A 20,406-nucleotide genomic window follows, 5' to 3' on the forward strand; every position below is an offset into this window, starting at 1 on the left:
GAATGTAAATTTAACGATTTATTTACAATTTAAGCCATTTCTCCTCTGAGAGATTTTTCAAAATAATGCTTGAATTCTTCTTTTGACAGCTTCTCTCCTAATAAATACATCATTTTTGCTACTGCTGTTTCGGTAGTAATATCCTTACCATCAACAATTCCAATGCGTTTTAGTTCAGAACTTGTTTCGTAATGTCCTAAAATTACACTTCCCCCTGTACATTGAGTTACATTAACAACATATATTCCTCTTTTCACAGCATCCTCCAATAAATTAACAAACCATTTTTCGGTAGGTGCGTTTCCTGAACCATATGTTTCTAAAATAATTCCTTTTAACTCTGGAATATTGATAAAACTTCTCACTACTGACTCTGTAATACCTGGAAAAAGTTTTAAAATAGCCACATGATTATCTAATTTTTTTCTAAAAACCAGCTTTTCCTCTTCTTTATTTGGTTTTAGCAACAAATGACGGTTAAAGTTTAAATGCACTCCACTTTCTGCCAAAGGCGGATAATTCATCGAAGCAAATGCCTCAAATTGTTCTGCGTTAATTTTAGTAGTTCTATTAGCTCTATACAACTTGTATTCAAAATACAAACCTACTTCTTGTATTATAGGTTTACCATCTTCATAAGCTGAAGCTACTTGGATAGAAGTTATTAAATTTTCTTTAGCATCAGTACGTAAGTCTCCTATAGGTAACTGCGAACCCGTAAAAATTACAGGTTTTTGTAGGTTTTCAAACATAAAGCTAATTGCAGATGAAGTATACGACATCGTGTCTGACCCTGTTAAGACAACAAACCCATCAAACTTGTCATAATTACTAGAAATTATCTCTGCTATTCGTATATAATATTCCACATTCATATTTGATGAATCAATAGGCTCATCAAAAGAAACTGTAGAAATTTCGCAATTTAATTGTTGTAACTCTGGAATCTTACTAGAAATCTGACTAAAATCGAAAGCCTTTAAAGCCCCTGTGTTATAATCCTTAACCATACCAATGGTTCCTCCAGTATAGACTATTAAAATTTTAGGTTGTGTTGCCATTTTGACATTTTTAATTTCCTTAACTAATTTGGAATAATTTATGTTGTAAATTTATCCAGCAAAAATGATACAAAATTTTAAAATTATATAAATTATGATTGGATTTTATGTACTGATAGGTATAATATCTTTATTCAGTTGGTTAGTAAGTAATACTTTACAACGTAAATTTAAAAAATACTCAAAAGTTCACTTACGTAATGGTATGAGCGGAGCAGAAATTGCTCAAAAAATGTTAGCAGATCATGGTATTTATGATGTACAGGTAATTTCTACTCCTGGTAGATTAACCGACCATTATAATCCTCAAAATAAAACAGTAAACCTAAGCGAAGCTGTATACAACCAACGAAATGCTGCCGCAGCTGCAGTTGCCGCACACGAAGTTGGACATGCTGTACAACACGCTACCGCTTATCAATACTTACAAATGCGTTCTAAATTAGTACCTATGGTAAGTATTACTTCTCGTTTCTCTCAATGGATGGTAATTGGTGGTATTGCTTTTGGTGCTGCTTCTGGAAGTACAGGTATCGGGTTTTATATTGCTTTAGCTGGTTTAGCTTTTATGGCTTTAGGTACAATTTTTAGTTTTGTTACTTTACCTGTGGAATATGACGCAAGTAATAGAGCATTAGCTTGGTTAGAAAACAAGAATATGGTAAGTCGTGAAGAATTAGCTGGATCTAAAGATGCTTTAAAGTGGGCTGCAAGAACTTATTTAGTAGCTGCCTTAGGATCATTAGCAATGTTATTATATTGGGCTCTACAAGTTTTAGGAAACAGAGATTAAAAAATAATTATCCGTTAGAAAAAAGCTCCAGTAAATGGGGCTTTTTTTTATTCTCTAATTTTCTATATCAATTATTACACTCCCAGTGAAAACCCCCTTTCTAAACTAATGAAATCTCCTCTTAGTAAAACAACTTTTATCCTACAATAAAAACAATATCCTCTCTATAATTTTGGCTAATTAAAAATTGGCGGAAACTGAAAAGCCTATAATAGAGTAAGTACCATTAAAAATTAAAGCTATGTCAGCAATACAAATTGCTTCTCAGGTAGACAAAATAAAGTTTCCTGAGTTTACAGCCAGTTTAATTACTGGTGTTTTTGATGCTATTACAGCAAACCAACTTAAGCAGATGGCTGCTTATACAGAAATGTTAAGTAAAGTTAGTAAGTCTTTAACCTCATTCATTAATGAAGCCAAAGATGATATTACTAGCGGAGAACTCTTAGAGTTTCTTTCTAATACTTTTAGCTACGAAAAAGGCGGAAGTATAAAAACAATGCAATATGGAGAAGTTTATGACAAACTTCAAAATAGTCAAGCTATAGATGCAGAAGCTAAAACTGAATTAAACAACCAACTAACCATTAAAGACGGTAACAATACCATTACCCCTAGCATTACCAAAACTGGTTTCTTAGATGCTGTTAAGAGTAGAATTGCAGAAAACAAGTACAAACTACTTAGAGATATGATGAAATTAGGATATCAAAAACTAGTAGTTAAAGATGGAGTTGTTGAAACAAAATTAGAATTCTTCACTCAACAATACGAATATGATGTTGAAAACACTTCTGAATTTGAAAGAAAAAACAGAAGCTGGGGATTTGGCGGAAGTTTTAAAGGAGGTTTTCTTGGTGGTATTTTAGGTATAAACGGAGGAATTTCTAATACCGAAACTAAAGTTAGTACCGTAAACACTAGCAAGATAGATATCTCAAACACTACTGTAGACATCTTTGGACATGTTAAAGTGAATTTTAAATCAGACTTTTTTCCTTTAGCTAATTTTCAATAACCTAAATAACCTATAAAAGATAAGCAAGAGGAAACTCTTGCTTGCTTTTAATCTTAAAAAACTATGAAAGTACAAGAAACTGGTTTTGTTGAGTTTGTAACTGATTTAATCAACAGTACTGTTGATGCTGTTATTAGTTCACAATTAGACCAAGAAAGAAAATATTTAGAACTACGTAAAGACTTATTATTAACTGATCAACAATTTAGTTCTAAATATAAGCTAGAACAAGAAGCTAAAGAAATTTTAGGCTCCTCTGCCAATAACAAAGAAATACAAGAGTACATATCCGAATACATTACGAACTACAAACAAACTCTTAAAGAGTATCTCAATAAAAATGCTTTGAAAGTTATTGTAGATAGAGGAAAAGTAAATGCCAAACTTATTTTTTCATTTACTGATAATAATGACGAAAAAAAAGCTACCGAGAAAAGAAGTAGCTCATCTACAGTTAAAAAACCTATTATTATCAAAACTTTATTCAATAAAGAAATAACAAAATCAATATTAGCCGATAAAAACTTAATTGCAAGAAACCTTAGCGATATAAGACCAAAGGTGATTGTTAAACCGATAGATAGCAATAAAGATATGCTTGATTTAAAAACTGATATTGTTAGCAATGTTGAATTTTCTTTTAGAACCGTAGTACAATGATACCTCAAATTCTTTTACAAGAAATAAACATCTTAATTACTGAAATAAAAAAGCTAAAGAACTTGCAATCAATTATAATTGAAAATATTTCAATTTCATTTACTCTACCCAAAAACTTCGATATAGAACAACTACCAAAAAGAAAAGGTGTACTGTTTTCAAAAAACAATAACACCTTTTCAATTATTATTAATATTGAAGAAGTTTAATCATTCAACTTCAATACAGCCATAAATGCTTGCTGTGGAATTTCTACGTTTCCAACTTGACGCATACGTTTTTTACCTTTCTTTTGTTTTTCTAATAACTTACGTTTACGAGAAATATCCCCTCCGTAACATTTTGCTGTTACATCTTTACGTAAAGCTTTTACAGTTTCACGAGCTATAATTTTAGCTCCGATAGCGGCTTGAATTGGAATATCAAACTGTTGACGTGGAATTAATTCTTTTAACTTCTCACAAATACGTTTCCCTATTCCGTAAGCATTATCGGCATGTAATAATGCCGAAAGCGCATCTACTGCTTGTCCGTTCAATAACATATCAACACGCACTAATTTCGATTCCTTCATTCCTATTGGATGATAATCGAACGATGCATATCCTTTAGAAACAGTTTTTAATCGATCATAAAAATCGAATACAATTTCTGCCAATGGCATATCAAAAATTAATTCAACTCGCTCAGGAGTTAAATAAGTTTGATTTACAATTTGCCCACGTTTTTCTATACAAAGCGACATTACTTGCCCAACAAAATCAGCCTTGGTAATAATCGAAGCTTTGATAAAAGGTTCTTCTACTCTATCTAATCTTGACGGATCTGGTAAATCTGATGGATTATTTACAATAATCACCTCATCAACATCCTTCTTAGTAAATGCATGGTAGCTTACGTTAGGAACCGTAGTAATTACCGTCATATCAAACTCACGCTCTAAACGCTCCTGAATAATTTCCATGTGCAACATTCCTAAGAAACCACATCGGAAACCAAAGCCTAATGCTGCAGAACTTTCTGGTTGAAATACTAATGAAGCATCATTCAGTTGCAACTTTTCCATCGAAGCTCGAAGCTCTTCATAATCTTCTGTATCTACAGGATATATACCTGCGAATACCATTGGCTTTACATCTTCAAACCCTTCAATTCTTTCGGTTGTTGGGTTCGCAAAATCAGTAATCGTATCTCCTACCTTTACTTCTTTTGCTGCTTTAATTCCTGTAATTAAATATCCAACATCTCCGGTTTTAATCTCGTTTTTTACAACTTGATTTAACTTTAAAGTTCCTACTTCGTCAGCTCCATACTGTTTACCCGTTGCCATGAATTTTATCTGTTGATTCTTTTTAATAGAACCATCAATTACTCTAAAGTAGGTTTCAATTCCGCGGTATGAGTTATACACCGAGTCAAAAATCAATGCTTTTAATGGTGCATCGGGATTTCCACTTGGCGCAGGTATTTTATCAATAATTGCTTTTAAAATATTATCAACTCCAAAACCTGTTTTTCCACTTGCATGAATTACATCTTCAGGATTACACCCTAATAAATCAACAATATCATCAGTTACTTCTTCAGGATTTGCTGAAGGTAAATCTACTTTATTTAAGACAGGAATAATTTCCAAGTCATTCTCTAACGCTAAGTATAAATTAGAAATCGTTTGTGCTTGAATACTCTGAGCTGCATCAACAATTAACAACGCTCCTTCACAAGCTGCAATAGAACGAGAAACTTCGTAAGAAAAATCTACGTGACCTGGAGTATCAATTAGGTTTAGAATATAATTTTCTCCTTCGTAAACATAATCCATTTGGATAGCATGAGATTTAATAGTAATCCCACGTTCGCGCTCTAAATCCATGTTATCTAGTAACTGGTTTTGTTTTTCACGCTCAGTAACCGTCCCTGTATAATCTAATAATCTATCGGCAAGAGTACTCTTACCATGATCAATATGTGCAATAATGCAAAAGTTTCTTATATTCTTCATTCGTCGTAATCTAACTACTTGTGACTTGCAAAGATACTTCTTTGAAAAACGATGTACAATTAAAAATTTACACAATAAAAAAATAAAAAGTAACTTTGCAGCATGGTAAAAATAGGTAACATAGAACTTCCTGATTTTCCGCTATTATTAGCACCGATGGAAGATGTAAGTGATCCACCATTTAGAGCTTTATGCAAAGAAAATGGTGCTGATGTAGTGTATACTGAATTTATTTCTTCGGAAGGATTGATTCGCGATGCGGCAAAAAGTGTAATGAAGCTAGATATTTACGAAAAAGAACGCCCTGTAGGGATTCAAATTTTCGGTGCTAATCTAGATTCTATGCTGAAAACTGTTGAGATTGTTGAAAAATCAAATCCTGATATTATCGACATCAATTTTGGTTGCCCTGTAAAGAAAGTAGTATCTAAAGGAGCTGGTGCAGGAATTTTAAAAGATGTAGACTTAATGGTTTCGCTTACCGAAGCCATGGTAAAACACACTAAGTTACCTGTTACTGTGAAAACTCGTTTAGGTTGGGATCATGATTCAATTCGAATTCTTGAAGTTGCCGAACGTTTGCAAGACGTAGGTTGTAAAGCCATTTCTATTCACGGTCGTACGCGTGCACAAATGTATAAAGGGGAGGCTGATTGGGCGCCTATCGCCGAAGTGAAAAATAACCCAAGAATGCACATTCCTGTATTTGGAAATGGAGATGTTACTTCTCCTGAAAAAGCGATGGAAATGCGTGATGTTTATGGATTAGACGGCTGTATGATTGGTCGTGCTTCTATCGGATACCCTTGGTTTTTTAACGAAGTAAAACATTACTTTAAAACAGGAAAGCATTTACCAAGCCCAACTATTTCTCAACGTGTTGATATGGCGCGTCGTCATTTAGAAATGGCTATTGACTGGAAAGGTGAACACCTAGGAGTTGTAGAAACTAGAAGACATTACACCAACTATTTTAAAGGGATTCCTCATTTTAAAGAACACCGAATGAAAATGGTTACTTCTGACGATCCTAAAGATGTTTTTGCTGCTTTTGACGAAGTACAAGCTAAATTTGGAGACGCTACCATTACCTTAGGATAATAGTGGAAACCCCTTTTTTAGTCTATTCATTTTCAATGAATTATATTTTACTTTTAAACCTGTAAAAGAAGCTGTATATTTGGTTTAACTAACCTTTTTACACTTTATTTTGAAGTATCAACTTGTACAAATACTACTAGTTACTATACTCCTACAACCATTTTCGGGAGCCTCGCAAGAGCTTCCTTTAAACAGTACTGATGCTTTAAAATTATATCATCAAATTAATAATGAAATGAATGAAGAATTTCCTGTTGATGATATTAAAACCTATACTCGAGATTCGTTTTCTGAAACTCAACTAAAAAAATACTTATCTCTTCAGTATCGAAAACTAGATTTACTTCCGAAAATTGAAGGGCATTATTATTTAAAAATTCAAAGTTTTCTTGATGCTGGTAATTGGTTCTACAAGATTGGGTTCCCTAAGGAATCTATCAAATGGTACAATCAATTTTTAAAATTCTACGCTAAGAATGAAGACAAGCTAACTTCTGAAGAAAAAAACTCATTAATAGAAATGCATAATCATGCTTATAGCGTTTTAGCAGCTGATTATGCCAAACTTTCTGTTCTTGATAGTGCAGAATATGCTCACAAAGCCAACGTAAACTTTTCTAAAGCTTTTAATAAAATCTATCATCCTTCTGCTCTTAACAATTATGGGTTGTTCTTTTATTGGGATAAAAATAACCCTGACAAAGCTCTTCCTTATTTTAAAAAAGCCTATGAAATTACCCAAACCAATTTCCCTAATCATAGCCTTTTGGGAAGTATTCGAGATAACATTGCTGATATTTATTATCAAAAAGAAGAGTACGACTTAGCCGCACCTTTATATGCTGAAAACTTCAGGTTTTTCACCAGTGCTATTAATGAAAAATCACAAAATCGTGATATACCTCGTTTAATTAGTGCTGGAGCGCAGTTAGTGAATACCTTTATAAAATTAGGGAAGTTTTCAGAAGCGAACACCAACTTTAAAAGGCTAAAAAAAATAATTACAGAAGAAAAACTTTCAGGGAAATTAACTCCTGATTCTGAATTAGAATTCCTACAAACCCAAGAGAACTTACAAAATGCACAGGGGCGAACAGCTAAAGCTTATGCTACTTTAAAAGTAATACAACAGTTTTCTGACAGCATACAAAACCTTAAAGATATTACTGATGCTACTTGGCGAAAAGAACTGAACAACGCAACATTAGACAGAGTAGCTCTTAATTTTGAGCTAGAACAAATGGTAAAAGAAAACCAACTAAAAAGCCAGCAATCTAAATTTTGGATTGTTACACTTTCATTCTCGTTTATAATTTTACTGTTGACATCATTATTTTTAAGAAGAAGACAACATCTTATCAATGCAAAAAACAAACAAGAACTTGCAGAACGTACGTTAGAAGTTGAAAGTTTAAAAGTTGAAAAACTCAATTCAGAAATTCAATCTAAAAAACGTGATTTGTCTGATTTTGCCATTAACTTATCGCAACAACAAGAATGGATAAAATATGTAGCAGATAAAGTACATGCTTTAAAACAAACCAAAAACTCAGAAAGAGAAGCTCTTTTAAATGAGTTAGAACAAGAAATAAAAAACAAAGTTACTTTCGATGCAGACACTCAAATGTTTTATGAAAAGCTTGATAAACTGAGTGATTCATTCTACCGAAACTTAACAACTAAATTCCCTGATTTAAGTAAAAACGAAATACGCTTGTGTTCTCTTATTCGATTAAAAATTAATAGTCGTAGCATTGCTACTTTGCAAAACATCACACTTCCTTCTCTTAACACTAGTCGCTATAGACTTAGAAAAAAATTACATCTTTCAGAAGATGTAGATCTAGATACTTTTATACAATCTCTATAAAAATCACTCTTAAACACTAGTTTGTCTATCATTTGTCTATTGGTAGCTTATTATCTGTCTATATCAATTTTAATCAACAAAACAGCTTTTAACGTAATTTTATTCTATCCTTAAAAAACTTTTATTTCACCACCCCATAATAACCCCAATAACTAAGTCTAACTCATATAATTTTAGAATTATGAAAACTAAAGTAATTGGTTTAATTATGATCGGTCTAACCAACCTAATGTTCGCTCAACAAAATTTTCTAGCTGTAAACGACGTATCTTCTACTAACCTAAACAAGAAAAAAGCAACAATTGAGAGTAATCATTCTTTTGTAAACGCTGTTGAAAACTACGATCAATCTTCACAAATTAAAGCGCTTCGAAAAAAAATGCTAGAATTTAACATTGAAGATTTGAATGTTTATTCTGAAAACGATCCTTCAAATTACGATATCGTGCTTAAAAATGGAAAAAACAAAATTGCTGTTACCTACAATCAACAAGGTGATATTTTAAACTGTGATGAATATTTTTATAATGTAAGACTCCCTTTATCTTTACAAAAAGAAATAATTAAGAAACACCCGGGATGGAGTTTCGTTTCAACCAAATATCACATGGCTTATGAAAAAAATAAAAAGGTAAAAACTAAATATAAAGTACTTATAAAAAAAGGGGAAGAGACAAAAACAATAGTCATAAGAGAATAAGACTATTCTAGCTACTACTAATCTGTAAAAGACCAAGATTTATAAAGTCTTGGTCTTTTATTTTTCTATAAAATTAACGGAAATTCTTGAACTTGCAATTTTTGCTGCTAAATAACCTAAAGCCGAAATAGTTACAAGTACCACGAGTAGGTTTATCAATTTAAATTCAACTGGATAAGCCAAACTTTCTGTAATCATTAATAGTTCAAATCGTTGTTGGATTAATACTAACAATATTCCTAAAACCAACCCTATCGCCATTCCTACCAAGGTCAATAGAAATCCTTGATAAACAAATATCTTTTTTATTTCTTCTATACTACTACCTAAATTAAATAATGTTTTCAGGTTTTGGCGTTTATCAATAATCATCATTATTATTGAACCTATTACATTAAATAAAGCAATCGCTACAATCAAAGTGAATATTAAGTACGATATAAAATTTTCGGTATTGATTACTTTATAATATAAGGTGTTTAACTGTGCTCGGGTTTGTACTTTTAAATCTTCTCCTAAAGTTTCTTGTAGTTTTTCTTGAAATGAGTCTAAATCAACTCCTTTTTTAAGAGCTAATTCTATTCCCGTTATTTGATTCTCTTTATACCCTAACAACTCTTGCGCTGACGAGAGTTCTGTAAACACATATTTATTTTGAAACTCTTCTGAACCTGTATACACACCTACTACTTGTGTAGAAATTGATCGAAAAGCATTGTTAGCATTTATAAATCCTTTTCCTGGTTTTGGAACTAAAACCTGCAATGGTTCACCAAAATTAAAAATTCCTAATGATAACTTATACGAAATTCCGTACCCAATAACAGCTGTATTTTTATACTGCTCGTCTATCCAAGTTCCTACTGTTAACATTGAATCTATTGGTATAATATCAAGGTAGTTTGTTTCAACTCCTTTTATCTGAGCAATATGATCTCTGCCTTTATATTTTAAGAAAACTCTTTCTTCAATAACTTTTGAATACGCTTTTATACCTTCTTCTTGTTGAAGGATTTCATGAAGTTTTGTTGAATATTCGAAAGATTTTCCTTGAGCCGCTGTTATTTTTATATCAGGATCTGATGCATTTAGCAAAGAATCACTAAAAGTTTTTAAACCAGAAAACCCTGATAAAACCACAAATAAAGCCAAAGTACCCACTACAACACCAAAAACAGCAATTGCTGTAATGATATTAATTGCGTTGGTACTTGTTTTTGAAAATAAGTACCGTTTAGCTATGTATAGTGAAAAATTCAACCATTAATAAATTTAGCTAGCCAAAGTAAAGAAAATTTATTAACGTTTTTGGCGACGAGGTAAGATATCTGGATTTTTTATTGGATCGATATCTTCTCCTTTTAAGGATTTATCAATATCTTCAATATAATCTAAACTATCATCACCAAAGAATAACAGTTCTGGCATTCTTCTAAGTTGATTTTTTGTTCGTTGTGCTAATTCGTGACGGATTAAAGGAGTATTAGACTTCACCCCTTCAATAATTTCATCTCTTTTTTCTGAAGGAAATACACTTAAGTAAACTTTAGCCACTCCTAAATCGGCAGTAACCGAAACTTTAGATACCGATATAATCACTCCCTTCATTCCATCTTGCGCAGCACGTTGTAAAACGTCTACCAAGTCTTGTTGCAATACTCCTGCAATTTTTCGTTGTCTATTTGTTTCTTCCATGCTGCAAATTTAAGCATAAAATTACGGAGTATAAATTTTATTTTTTATGGCATACATTACCAATCCTACTCTGTTTCTTACGTTTAATTTCGTAAATAAACTATCACGATAACCGTCTATTGTTTTCGGACTTAAAAACATTTTTTCGGCAATTTCTTTATAGGTTAACTCAGAACAAGCCAACTTCATAAAAGTAATTTCATTCTCTTTGAATGCAAGATTATTTCTTTCTTTTTTACCAGAAACTGAATCTAATAATAAAGTTGTAACATTTTTGGTGTGATAAAAACCATTATCCATCATTTCAAGTAGAGCCTTTTCTAATATCTCTTTTTTGGTGTCTTTTAACAAATAACCAACAGCTCCTGCCTTTAACATTTTTAAAATAGTGCCATCGGCATCTTCTACAGATAAGGCCATGACATGTACTTGCGGATAATTTTCCACAATCCATTCGGTAGTTTCAATACCATTCATCACAGGCATATTTACATCTACTAGAACTAAATCAGGTATATTTTTAGGTGAGGCAGAAAATTTTTCTTCAACCTCTTTTCCATTTTTACAAGTGTAAAGCACTTTGAATTTATCAAAGGTGTTTACCATACCTTCAATAGCCTGTGACAATAACGTATGATCATCTACAACAACAACTGAGTATTTCATAATTTCATAAGTTAGATTAGTATTAGTTGTTGGGGAATATACACTAAGGCTCTTTAAATATAATAATTTATTATTAAACTAGTTCCTTTTTGAGGCTCTGATTTGAATTTTGCTTCTGCATTTATCAATTTTGCCCTGGCTTTTATATTCTGCAAACCTATGCCTTTTAAACCTACTCGCAACATATCAAAACCCACTCCGTTGTCTTGCGCTTTAATTTCAACAGAATCATCTTTGTAATTTAAAAAAACCTCAAGTTTAGAAGCTTTTGAATGTTTTATAGTATTAGAAAAAAACTCTTGAAGTATTCTAAAAATAATGATTCCGTGTTTTTGGTTAATTTCCTGTTCTATACCTGTTACTTCTAAACTTGCTTCAATATAATTCAACCTATTAAAACGGGCTATTTCTAATTCTAATGCTTTCTTTAACTTTACACTATTAATAAAATCAGGATTAATTATTTTTGACAGAGCCCTAACTTCTGTTAAACTTTTCGCTATAATCCCAGAGATTTCTCCCATACTTTCAGGTGAAGCATGCTGTAACTGTATTTTAGCTAAAGTTAGGAGTTGACCAATATTATCATGCAACTCCCAACTAATGTTTCTTAATGTTTCTTCTCGAATTTCTATTTGAGTTTCAGCTATTTCACGCTCATACCGTTTTTTATTTTCGGCTCGTTCTAACAACAATTTGTTTTTACGCTGTTGAAATATTGTAAAAAGAAATATTAAAAAGACAATAATTACTAAAAGAACTACTGTTGTTATTAATAAGATTTTTCCTTCTTGTTGCTCCATATTAATCCAAAAGAAATTATAATGTTCATCAGTATTACAAGAGCTTCTAAAATCGGCAATAATGATCTATCTTTCATAAAGTTCCAAAAACTAAAAAAAGGAATTGATGGCAAATAAAAAACTATTAATCCAACAGACACCCAGAAAGGGAGTTGTTTTTTATAATTAATTAATTCATTTGACAGCAACAATTCTCTCAAGTATAAAAAAACCAAGTAACCAACATTAAACGAACCAACTATAGTCATTACAAAAAGATATTTTCTACTAAAAAAAGCTAAGACCCATAGAAATAGTAACACAAATAATAACACAGATGAATAAATTAATAATTTCTTCTGCTTTATTACACTTTTTAACATTATAAAAATTATAGAAAACTCAAAAAGAGTATAAAAATGATACAATGTAAAGTTGTCCACTTTTAAGCCATTTAAATAATCTCCTATTAATTCAACTAAAAAAGTTACAATCAAAAAAAGCGAAAGTATTCTCAAAAAAAAACTCTCTTTTTTAAAAAAAAAACAACTTAATAATGCTGCTATAAACTGAAAATAAAGGGGTTCATTTAACACACCCATCACGTCAATAAATTACTCTTAATAAGGAGGTGTTAAATTTGCTTTGTTACCTGCCCCACTATCATCCAGTGGAGGTAGCATACTCATAAACCCAGCTTTGTTTTCTTTTAAAATCTTGATACTATAATTATAATCTGCTCGTTTGCCTGCTTCAAACTCTTTTTTAGAATTATAAATCCAATTATAACCATTCGCTGCTAAAGCCTCTTTAAAAGTTACTAACCTTCCTTTTTTAGTAGATTGTACAGGATCGAATGCTACTTGTTCACCATCAATAGTTGTAGTAGGAATGTAAATTAAATCTTGATAACTTTTACCTTTACCATTATAATCAGGTTTTGCTGCAGAAATAAAACTAATACCTGTAATTTCTATTTTTGCTTTTTTACTTAAGTTTTCAATGTGTCCTAAATAGTTTTTAAAATTCTGATAGTTATACGTATTGATACGAGAATCAGGATACCCAAGAGCTTTTTCTAAAGGAGCAATTCTGGTAGTATCATAATTTCTCAACATTTCAACAATTTCAGGGTAGTTTAACATCTCATTTGTTCTACCAAGGTCAGAATAACAAAAAGTACCTTCAGGTACTTGAGATTGCCAATCGTCACAATCACATTTTTTGTCAGTATTGTCGCACGAAGAAACAATACTCATTAATAAAACTAAAAACACTAGTTGTAATAGATTAGTTTTTTTCATAATTAATTTGATTTTTTGATTTCCTAAATATAGGTGGTTAATTTTTAATAAAAAAAACAGCTCTTTTAAAAAGTCTCGTTAAAAACTATATTACCAACCTTTTAACAACACGTACAATACTCACAAAAGGGAAAAACACCCTAAAAACACTAATATTTAAACTGTTTATTTTTCGTGCTATATACTCTTGTTTTTTATGAAGCTTTTAAGAAGAGTTTTTTATACTTTTACCCTATGAACAAAATTGAACATATTGGTATTGCCGTAAAGGACTTAGAAAAATCGAATGCTTTATTTGCTTCTCTTTTTGGAGAATCACATTATAAAATTGAAGAAGTAGCTAGCGAAGGAGTAAAAACCTCATTTTTTAAATCTGGACCTAATAAAATTGAATTATTAGAAGCTACCAACCCAGACAGTCCTATTGCTAAATTTATAGAGAAAAAAGGTGAAGGGATTCATCATATTGCTTTTGCTGTTGATAACATAAAAGAAGAAATTAAACGTTTACAAAATGAAGGTTTCACAGTTTTAAACGAAACTCCTAAAAAGGGAGCTGACAATAAACTAGTAGCTTTCTTACATCCTAAATCTACCAATGGAGTATTAATTGAATTATGTCAAGAGATTTCAGAAAACGATTAAAATAAACTATTTCAGCAAGCAATGATAATGAAGATTGATATTTGAAATTTGATTCACTATCTTGCAACGTCTTAAAATCAGCATGTAACAATGACAACCTCTTTTGATTCTTTTCAAAAACGCCGTTTACAATCTTCATATGTATCAGTAGTAGTGAGTATTGCTCTGGTTCTTTTTATGATTGGTGTTTTAGGGTTAGTTTTATTAAAATCTACCAAAGTTGCCAATCACTTTAAAGAAAAAGTTGTAATGACACTTTTTTTGAAGGACGAAGTAACTAATGAAAGCGTAAAAAAACTGAAAGAATCTATTCAGAAGGAAGCTTTTGTTAATAAAGTAATTTACATTCCTAAAGAAGAAGCTGCTAAAGAGTACAAAAAAGATTTAGGAGAAGATTTTTTACAGTTTTTAGGGGATAATCCACTTAAAAACGGAGTTGACATCTACTTAAAAGCAGATTATGTGACTCCAGAAAAAATGACAGAACTTGAAGAAGCTTTTGAAAAAAACAAGTTCGTTGCTGAAGTAAATTATGACAAACCTCTAGTACAATTATTAACTAAAAATATTCAACGAATTAGTTTTTGGTTATTGGTATTGAGCGGATTTTTCGGGTTAGTTGCAATCATTCTAATTAACAGCTCTATCCGATTATCTATTTACTCAAAACGATTCAATATTAAAACCATGCAAATGGTTGGTGCTACAAAAAGTTTTATCCGTAAACCATTCATCTGGCAAAGTATCAGATTAGGATTACTAGGTGCTTTTATAGCTATTAGCGGATTAGCGGTTTTAATTTATTATGTAGATAAGTACATTCCATCTTTAGAGTTGTTTACAGATTATGTAGCGTTAGGTTATGTAGCAGGAGGAATTGTATTAATTGCCTTTTTCATTACATGGATTAGTACTTTCTTTGCCACACAGCGCTTTTTAAACCTACAAACAAACGACTTATACTATTAGTAAACTATTTTATGAAAAAAGATAATTCACCAAACCAAGAATTTTTATTCGGTAAAAGAAATTACATGATTATGTTAATTGGTATTGCCGTAATTGCCTTAGGATTTATTTTAATGGCAGGTGGCGGTAGTGACGATCCTAACGTTTTTAATCCTGATATTTACAACTGGCAAAGAATTCGCTTAGCTCCTACCTTGGTAATTATCGGATTGGGTATAGAAATTTATGCTATTTTTGCCAATCCTAAAAAATAAGCATGGATTTATTAGAAGCGATTATCCTTGGAATTATTCAAGGACTTACTGAATTTTTACCAGTATCTTCAAGTGGACATTTAGAATTAGCCAAAGCTATTTTTGGAGACACCTCTGTTCCTCAAGAAAGTTTAACTTTTACAGTAGTATTACACGCTGCAACTGCACTGAGTACTATTGTCGTATTTAGAAAAGAAATTGCTGAAATTTTCAGAGGTCTTTTCCAGTTTAAATGGAATGAAGAAATGCAATTTTCAGTAAAAATTATCTTATCGATGATTCCGGCTGTAGTTATTGGACTTGCTTTTGAAAAAGAGTTAGAAAGCTTTTTCGGTGGAAAAATTTTATTAGTAGGATTCATGCTTTTAGTAACTGCTGTATTACTTTTATTAGCAGACAAAGCTAAAAACACCAACAAAAGTGTTTCTTTTAAAAACGCAGTAATTATTGGAATTTCACAAGCTATTGCTATGTTACCTGGTATTTCTCGTTCAGGAGCTACGATTTCAACTTCAGTATTATTAGGTGTAGATCGTACCAAAGCAGCTCGTTTTTCTTTTTTAATGGTAGTCCCTTTAATTTTAGGAAAGGTTGCTAAAGACATTTTAAGTGGAGATATTAACTTTCAAAGCTCAGAAATCATACCACTTTCAGCAGGATTTATCGCTGCTTTTATATCTGGATTAATTGCTTGTACATGGATGATTGCTTTGGTTAAGAGAAGTAAATTATCATATTTTTCTTTATACTGCGCTATTGTAGGTTTAATTGCCATTGGCTATTCTTTATTTTTCTAAATGACTGCGGAAGATTACAAAAACGGACAAATTTTATTGATTGACAAACCACTAGAATGGACTTCTTTTCAGGTGGTAAATAAGCTTCGTTGGCATATTCGTAAGCACTTTAATATTAAAAAAATTAAAGTAGGACATGCAGGAACTTTAGATCCGTTAGCTACAGGTTTATTAATCATTTGTACCGGTAAGCAAACCAAAAACATCAATGAATATCAAGGTCAAATAAAGGAATATACAGGTACTTTTGTTATTGGTGCTACCACACCTAGCTACGATTTAGAAACTGAAATTAACGAGACATTTCCTACGGAACATATAACAGAAGAATTACTCCATAAAACTACTGAGCAGTTTGTTGGTAAAATTCAGCAAAAACCACCTATTTTCTCTGCGATTAAAAAAGACGGAAAGCGTTTATACGAGCTTGCTCGTAAAGGTGAAACTACTGAAATCAAAGCTCGTGAAGTAGAAATTAATGAATTTGAAATTACCAAAATTGATTTACCTAACGTAGAGTTTAGAATTGTGTGTAGTAAAGGAACTTATATTCGCTCTATTGCTAACGATTACGGAGAAGCGTTAAATTCTGGAGCACATTTATCTGTTTTAAGAAGAACTAAAATTGGGGATTTTTCAGTAGATAACGCGCAGAGTGTTGATGAATTTGTAGAAAGCTTATAAAAATCGATTGTACCAGCTTTCAGTGATAGGTACTTCCCAGTAATTTTCTAACTCACCTTTGGTTTGTACTAAATTATCAAAAACTATTGTTTTAGCTGATACAGACTTCTTTTTAAGCAACTTTTTAAATTCTTTGACGTCTTTGTACTGAATAAATTCTCCTTGCTTAAAACACACGTTCATCTTATCTAACAACTCTACTTCATATTCTTGTTGTAGTTGTAAAATAAATGCTACTTGCTTATCAATATCTGCATTCGTTAATGTTGAACCTTCTTCCGCAGAAAAGATAATAAAACGATTGTATTTCAGTTCAAAAGAAGCTTTGAAGTCAGCATCATCCTGTTTCCATGCTTCCACAAAGCTTTGCAACTTTTCTTTTAATTCGTCAATTTCTTGAGGATAAAATTTTCGGCTTGATGGATACACCCAAACTTTAGCTTCTTCTGATAAGGTATTGAATTCTACAAACATATTGATTCGTTATGGGCGCAAAGATACAGAAAACAATTCCCCTTCTTGAATAAAATCAAGAAGGGGAATTCATTATTTTGTTCCTTTTATTTATTGAAGCATTGAAATGATATCTTCCTGTGTATTTTCTCCTTTATTCTTGTTGTACCAAACTTGTAAGTCTTCTTTAAATTCGGCATCTAAACTTCCATTCTTAGCTTTATAATCAGCTACCATTTGCGTGGCTTCCGTAGGTCTTGGTCCCCATGTATTAATTACTTCTTTCTTTTCATTTAAAGCAATTAATTTAGGAATAGACCTTCCTCCATTCGTTAAAAAAGCATCCATCAACTCCAAGTTTTCATCTCGTAAAACCAATTTAAAATCGATGTTCGGATTTTCAGCCGTTATTTTATGAATCACAGGGATGTTTTGTGCTGCATCACCACACCAACCCTCTGTTAACACCAACCAAGTTTGAGGTTCTTTTACATCTTTAATTTTAGCGATGGTTTCCTCAGTAAGTTTAATTGTTTTGTCCAAACGCTTCATGCGTTTATCGTTTAACTTACTGTAGTTTAACAAATCTTCTGACTGATTAGGTCCTGTAGATTTCCCTTCCGTTAACAAAGTACTTACTAAGTTTCTATACTCAGTATATGACAATGCTCTTTCTAAGCTTTCTTCAATAATTTTTTTCATTGGTAGTATATTCTATTGCAAAAATATTTCTTCTATAACACAGAATTCGTAACCTAAGTTACACTTCGCTATAAAACTTGAATACCATAGACGAAAGAAAGAATGTAACCTTACACCTCAGCTGATTCTTCGGCTTTAGCTTGTAAACTCGTAATAATATCTTTAGTCATAGAAGCTAAATCGAACTGATGTCTCCATCCCCAATCTTTTCTTGCAGCCGAGTCGTCTATCACCTGAGGCCAACTATCAGCAATCGCTTGTCTAAAATCTGGGTTGTACGTAATGGTAAAATCTGGAATGTATTTTTTGATTTCTTCAGCAATTTCTTTTGGTGTGAAGCTAATTGCCGCTAAATTGTATGAAGTTCTTGTTTTAATACTTTCTTCATCCGCTTGCATTAACTGAATGGTTGCATTGATAGCATCATCCATATACATCATTGGCAAGCGAGTATTTTCAGATAAAAAACATTCGAAAGTACCTTTTTCTAAGGCATCAAAGTAAATATCTACCGCATAATCCGTAGTACCTCCACCTGGTAATGTTTTCCAACTGATAATTCCCGGATAACGAATACTTCTTACATCTACACCGTACTTATCGTGGTAATAATTACACCAATGTTCTCCTGCAACCTTACTAATTCCGTAAACGGTAGAAGGCTCCATAATGGTTTGCTGTGGCGTATTCATTTTTGGTGAAGTTGGACCAAATGCCGCCATAGAACTAGGCCAATATACTTTTTCTATATGTTTTTCTTTTGCTAACTCTAACACAGCTAACAAAGAAGTCATGTTTAAATCCCAACCTTTTAACGGATACTTTTCTGCTGTTGCAGATAACATAGCAGCCATTAAATATACTTGGGTTACCTTATATTTTTGAATGACACCTAAAATTTGCTCTTGATTTGTAGCATCAATAATTTCAAAAGGTCCAGAACTCATCATTTCTACATTTCCTTCTCTAATATCTGAAGCTATTACATTATCTTTTCCGTAAATAGAACGTAATTTCTGGGTTAATTCTGTTCCTATTTGCCCGCAAGCTCCTAAAATTAATATGGTATCACTCATTTTTAATTGTTCAAAAATATATGCTGGCAAAGTTATTAAATTTAAGATTTCGCAAAAAGTATTTATTCTTTTTTAACTATCTACAATACAGAATGCTAACCTACTGATTTCAAACTTATAATTTAATTCTACAGTTAATACCAAGTAAAATATGTACTTTTATCACTTTAATTTTTCAAATAAAATGAGTCGTTTTTTATATGTTACCGCTTCGTTAATTCTTTTAGTTTCTTCTTGTCAAAAAAAGGAAGAACAAAAAACAGAATTACCTACAAAAACTGAAATGCATGTTTCGGTTAAGCATTCAGATTACTCAAAAATAAACGGCGATTATTTAAAAGAAATTAAACCTTGGAAAGAATATTTTATCGTTGATGATTTTCTAAATGAGTTAAAAAACACGACACCTACTGAAGCTTTAAACAACGCTGTAGAACTTAAAAAAATATCTAAACACCTAAAGGATAGCTTAAACATAGAAACCCTTAAAACTCCTGCTTTTAAAGCTCGTATTAATGTTTTTGAAAACGAAACGTTACGTTTGGCCGATATGACATTGATTCCTTCTATTTCTGCTAGTGAAGTAAATAGTCAAGTAGAAAAAATTATGGTGATTTTTGGCAGCGTTAACGACAAAATAAATACTGTGTACGCTAAGAAAAAGTTTGATAAAGAAATTAACCTCGACAGCTTATTTAAGAATCAATAGTTTTTAACGCTTCGTATACTAAATTACTTTCAAAACCTCGATACAACAGATAATCGGCTATTTTCTTTTTTCGTTTAAAAGGATTAGTTTCCGTAACCGATGCATTCTTCTTTTCTACTAATACATACAACGTTTTAATATATTCTTCTTCATCAATTTCTTTCAATGCTGATTTTATATTGTAAGCAGAAATATCTCGAAACTTTAACTCTCTAACAATTCGTTCTTTTCCCCATTTTTTTATTCTGAACTTTCCTCTTGCAAAACTTTTTGAAAAACGTTCTTCGTTCAAAAAATTATGCTCTAGTAAGTGTAATAAAATATGTTCTCTCGCTTCAGGAATCAACCGGTATTCTTTTAATTTTGTTTCTATTTCTTTATGACACCTGTCTTGATATACGCAATAGTACTCCATCTTTCGCTTAATCTCCTCAACTGTAAAAACCTGTTTGTTCATGGTACGAA

The 20,406-nt window shown here is 31.6% G+C and carries 24 protein-coding genes; 13 read left to right on the forward strand and 11 right to left on the reverse strand.

Annotation, left to right across the window (positions count from 1 at the left end):
- Positions 1–29: 29 nt before the first annotated feature.
- A complete protein-coding gene (locus tag ACKTSU_RS12380) occupies positions 30–1,061 on the reverse strand; it encodes an asparaginase (protein WP_408036744.1) in 1,032 nt (343 codons plus the stop codon).
- Between the two features lie 94 nt (positions 1,062–1,155).
- Between ACKTSU_RS12380 and ACKTSU_RS12385 the strand changes: the two genes are divergently transcribed.
- The 4 genes from ACKTSU_RS12385 (at position 1,156) to ACKTSU_RS12400 (ending at position 3,741) form a co-directional block, all read left to right on the forward strand.
- Positions 1,156–1,854 carry a zinc metallopeptidase gene (locus ACKTSU_RS12385; RefSeq protein WP_408036746.1) on the forward strand — a complete coding sequence of 233 codons (699 nt, stop codon included), beginning with the start codon at positions 1,156–1,158 and terminating at the stop codon, positions 1,852–1,854.
- Positions 1,855–2,095: 241 nt separating this feature from the next.
- Positions 2,096–2,872 (forward strand): hypothetical protein, encoded by a 777-nt coding sequence (locus ACKTSU_RS12390; protein ID WP_408036747.1) that lies wholly within the window; start codon positions 2,096–2,098, stop codon positions 2,870–2,872.
- Between the two features lie 63 nt (positions 2,873–2,935).
- Positions 2,936–3,532 carry a hypothetical protein gene (locus ACKTSU_RS12395; protein ID WP_408036748.1) on the forward strand — a complete coding sequence of 199 codons (597 nt, stop codon included), beginning with the start codon at positions 2,936–2,938 and terminating at the stop codon, positions 3,530–3,532.
- Positions 3,529–3,741 (forward strand): hypothetical protein, encoded by a 213-nt coding sequence (locus ACKTSU_RS12400; protein WP_408036749.1) that lies wholly within the window; start codon positions 3,529–3,531, stop codon positions 3,739–3,741. Before ACKTSU_RS12395 ends, ACKTSU_RS12400 begins: the two co-directional genes overlap by 4 nt.
- On the opposite strand, the gene lepA is transcribed toward ACKTSU_RS12400, so the two are convergent.
- Positions 3,738–5,534 (reverse strand): translation elongation factor 4, encoded by a 1,797-nt coding sequence (gene lepA / locus ACKTSU_RS12405; protein ID WP_408036750.1) that lies wholly within the window; start codon positions 5,532–5,534, stop codon positions 3,738–3,740. The two genes, ACKTSU_RS12400 and lepA, sit on opposite strands and share 4 nt — an antisense overlap.
- Before the next feature lie 102 nt (positions 5,535–5,636).
- On the opposite strand from lepA, the gene dusB reads away from it, so the two are divergent.
- From dusB to ACKTSU_RS12420, 3 genes are all read left to right on the forward strand, one after another.
- The gene (gene dusB / locus ACKTSU_RS12410) at positions 5,637–6,635 is read left to right on the forward strand and encodes a tRNA dihydrouridine synthase DusB (RefSeq protein ID WP_408036751.1); all 999 of its coding nucleotides are present in this window, start codon (positions 5,637–5,639) and stop codon (positions 6,633–6,635) included.
- A gap of 109 nt (positions 6,636–6,744) precedes the next feature.
- The gene (locus ACKTSU_RS12415; RefSeq protein ID WP_408036752.1) at positions 6,745–8,505 is read left to right on the forward strand and encodes a transcriptional regulator; all 1,761 of its coding nucleotides are present in this window, start codon (positions 6,745–6,747) and stop codon (positions 8,503–8,505) included.
- A gap of 181 nt (positions 8,506–8,686) precedes the next feature.
- On the forward strand, positions 8,687–9,205 hold the full coding sequence (locus tag ACKTSU_RS12420; RefSeq protein ID WP_408036753.1) for a hypothetical protein: 519 nt from the start codon (positions 8,687–8,689) through the stop codon (positions 9,203–9,205).
- 57 nt (positions 9,206–9,262) lie between these two features.
- Here ACKTSU_RS12420 and ACKTSU_RS12425 read toward each other — a convergent pair whose 3' ends face one another.
- From ACKTSU_RS12425 to ACKTSU_RS12445, 5 genes are all read right to left on the reverse strand, one after another.
- A complete protein-coding gene (locus ACKTSU_RS12425; RefSeq protein ID WP_408036754.1) occupies positions 9,263–10,465 on the reverse strand; it encodes an ABC transporter permease in 1,203 nt (400 codons plus the stop codon).
- A gap of 39 nt (positions 10,466–10,504) precedes the next feature.
- Positions 10,505–10,900, reverse strand: a complete 396-nt coding sequence (gene rbfA / locus ACKTSU_RS12430; RefSeq protein ID WP_028892276.1) for a 30S ribosome-binding factor RbfA — start codon at positions 10,898–10,900, stop codon at positions 10,505–10,507.
- A 21-nt stretch (positions 10,901–10,921) separates the two neighbouring features.
- Positions 10,922–11,569, reverse strand: coding sequence for a response regulator transcription factor (locus ACKTSU_RS12435; RefSeq protein WP_028892275.1), 648 nt, complete (start codon positions 11,567–11,569; stop codon positions 10,922–10,924).
- A gap of 50 nt (positions 11,570–11,619) precedes the next feature.
- Entirely contained in the window at positions 11,620–12,369 is a 750-nt protein-coding gene (locus ACKTSU_RS12440; protein ID WP_408036755.1) for a sensor histidine kinase, read from the reverse strand.
- Between the two features lie 599 nt (positions 12,370–12,968).
- A complete protein-coding gene (locus ACKTSU_RS12445) occupies positions 12,969–13,652 on the reverse strand; it encodes a hypothetical protein (RefSeq protein ID WP_408036756.1) in 684 nt (227 codons plus the stop codon).
- 234 nt (positions 13,653–13,886) lie between these two features.
- Between ACKTSU_RS12445 and mce the strand changes: the two genes are divergently transcribed.
- The 5 genes from mce to truB all read left to right on the forward strand — a co-directional run bounded on the left by mce (position 13,887) and on the right by truB (position 17,001).
- Complete coding sequence (gene mce / locus ACKTSU_RS12450; protein ID WP_408036757.1) at positions 13,887–14,297, forward strand: methylmalonyl-CoA epimerase; 411 nt, start codon at positions 13,887–13,889, stop codon at positions 14,295–14,297.
- A gap of 90 nt (positions 14,298–14,387) precedes the next feature.
- The gene (locus ACKTSU_RS12455; RefSeq protein ID WP_408036758.1) at positions 14,388–15,266 is read left to right on the forward strand and encodes a cell division protein FtsX; all 879 of its coding nucleotides are present in this window, start codon (positions 14,388–14,390) and stop codon (positions 15,264–15,266) included.
- 11 nt (positions 15,267–15,277) lie between these two features.
- Complete coding sequence (locus ACKTSU_RS12460; RefSeq protein ID WP_274633365.1) at positions 15,278–15,520, forward strand: DUF3098 domain-containing protein; 243 nt, start codon at positions 15,278–15,280, stop codon at positions 15,518–15,520.
- 2 nt (positions 15,521–15,522) lie between these two features.
- A complete protein-coding gene (locus ACKTSU_RS12465; protein ID WP_408036759.1) occupies positions 15,523–16,317 on the forward strand; it encodes an undecaprenyl-diphosphate phosphatase in 795 nt (264 codons plus the stop codon).
- Positions 16,318–17,001: a tRNA pseudouridine(55) synthase TruB gene (truB, locus tag ACKTSU_RS12470; RefSeq protein WP_408036760.1), complete on the forward strand. Its 684-nt coding sequence runs from the start codon at positions 16,318–16,320 to the stop codon at positions 16,999–17,001.
- Here the strand turns inward: truB and ACKTSU_RS12475 are convergent.
- The 3 genes from ACKTSU_RS12475 to ACKTSU_RS12485 form a co-directional block, all read right to left on the reverse strand.
- Positions 16,996–17,475, reverse strand: coding sequence for an ABC transporter ATPase (locus ACKTSU_RS12475; protein WP_408036761.1), 480 nt, complete (start codon positions 17,473–17,475; stop codon positions 16,996–16,998). The genes truB and ACKTSU_RS12475 overlap by 6 nt on opposite strands.
- Before the next feature lie 90 nt (positions 17,476–17,565).
- The gene (locus ACKTSU_RS12480) at positions 17,566–18,156 is read right to left on the reverse strand and encodes a thioredoxin family protein (protein ID WP_408036762.1); all 591 of its coding nucleotides are present in this window, start codon (positions 18,154–18,156) and stop codon (positions 17,566–17,568) included.
- Between the two features lie 110 nt (positions 18,157–18,266).
- Positions 18,267–19,232, reverse strand: coding sequence for an NAD-dependent epimerase/dehydratase family protein (locus ACKTSU_RS12485; protein ID WP_408036763.1), 966 nt, complete (start codon positions 19,230–19,232; stop codon positions 18,267–18,269).
- A gap of 184 nt (positions 19,233–19,416) precedes the next feature.
- Between ACKTSU_RS12485 and ACKTSU_RS12490 the strand changes: the two genes are divergently transcribed.
- A complete protein-coding gene (locus tag ACKTSU_RS12490; protein WP_408036764.1) occupies positions 19,417–19,941 on the forward strand; it encodes a hypothetical protein in 525 nt (174 codons plus the stop codon).
- On the opposite strand, the gene ACKTSU_RS12495 is transcribed toward ACKTSU_RS12490, so the two are convergent.
- A complete protein-coding gene (locus ACKTSU_RS12495) occupies positions 19,928–20,398 on the reverse strand; it encodes a regulatory protein RecX (RefSeq protein ID WP_408036765.1) in 471 nt (156 codons plus the stop codon). The two genes, ACKTSU_RS12490 and ACKTSU_RS12495, sit on opposite strands and share 14 nt — an antisense overlap.
- Positions 20,399–20,406: the final 8 nt, after the last annotated feature.

This window comes from Tenacibaculum aestuarii, from assembly GCF_964510395.1.
GTDB classification, from domain to species: domain Bacteria; phylum Bacteroidota; class Bacteroidia; order Flavobacteriales; family Flavobacteriaceae; genus Polaribacter; species Polaribacter aestuarii.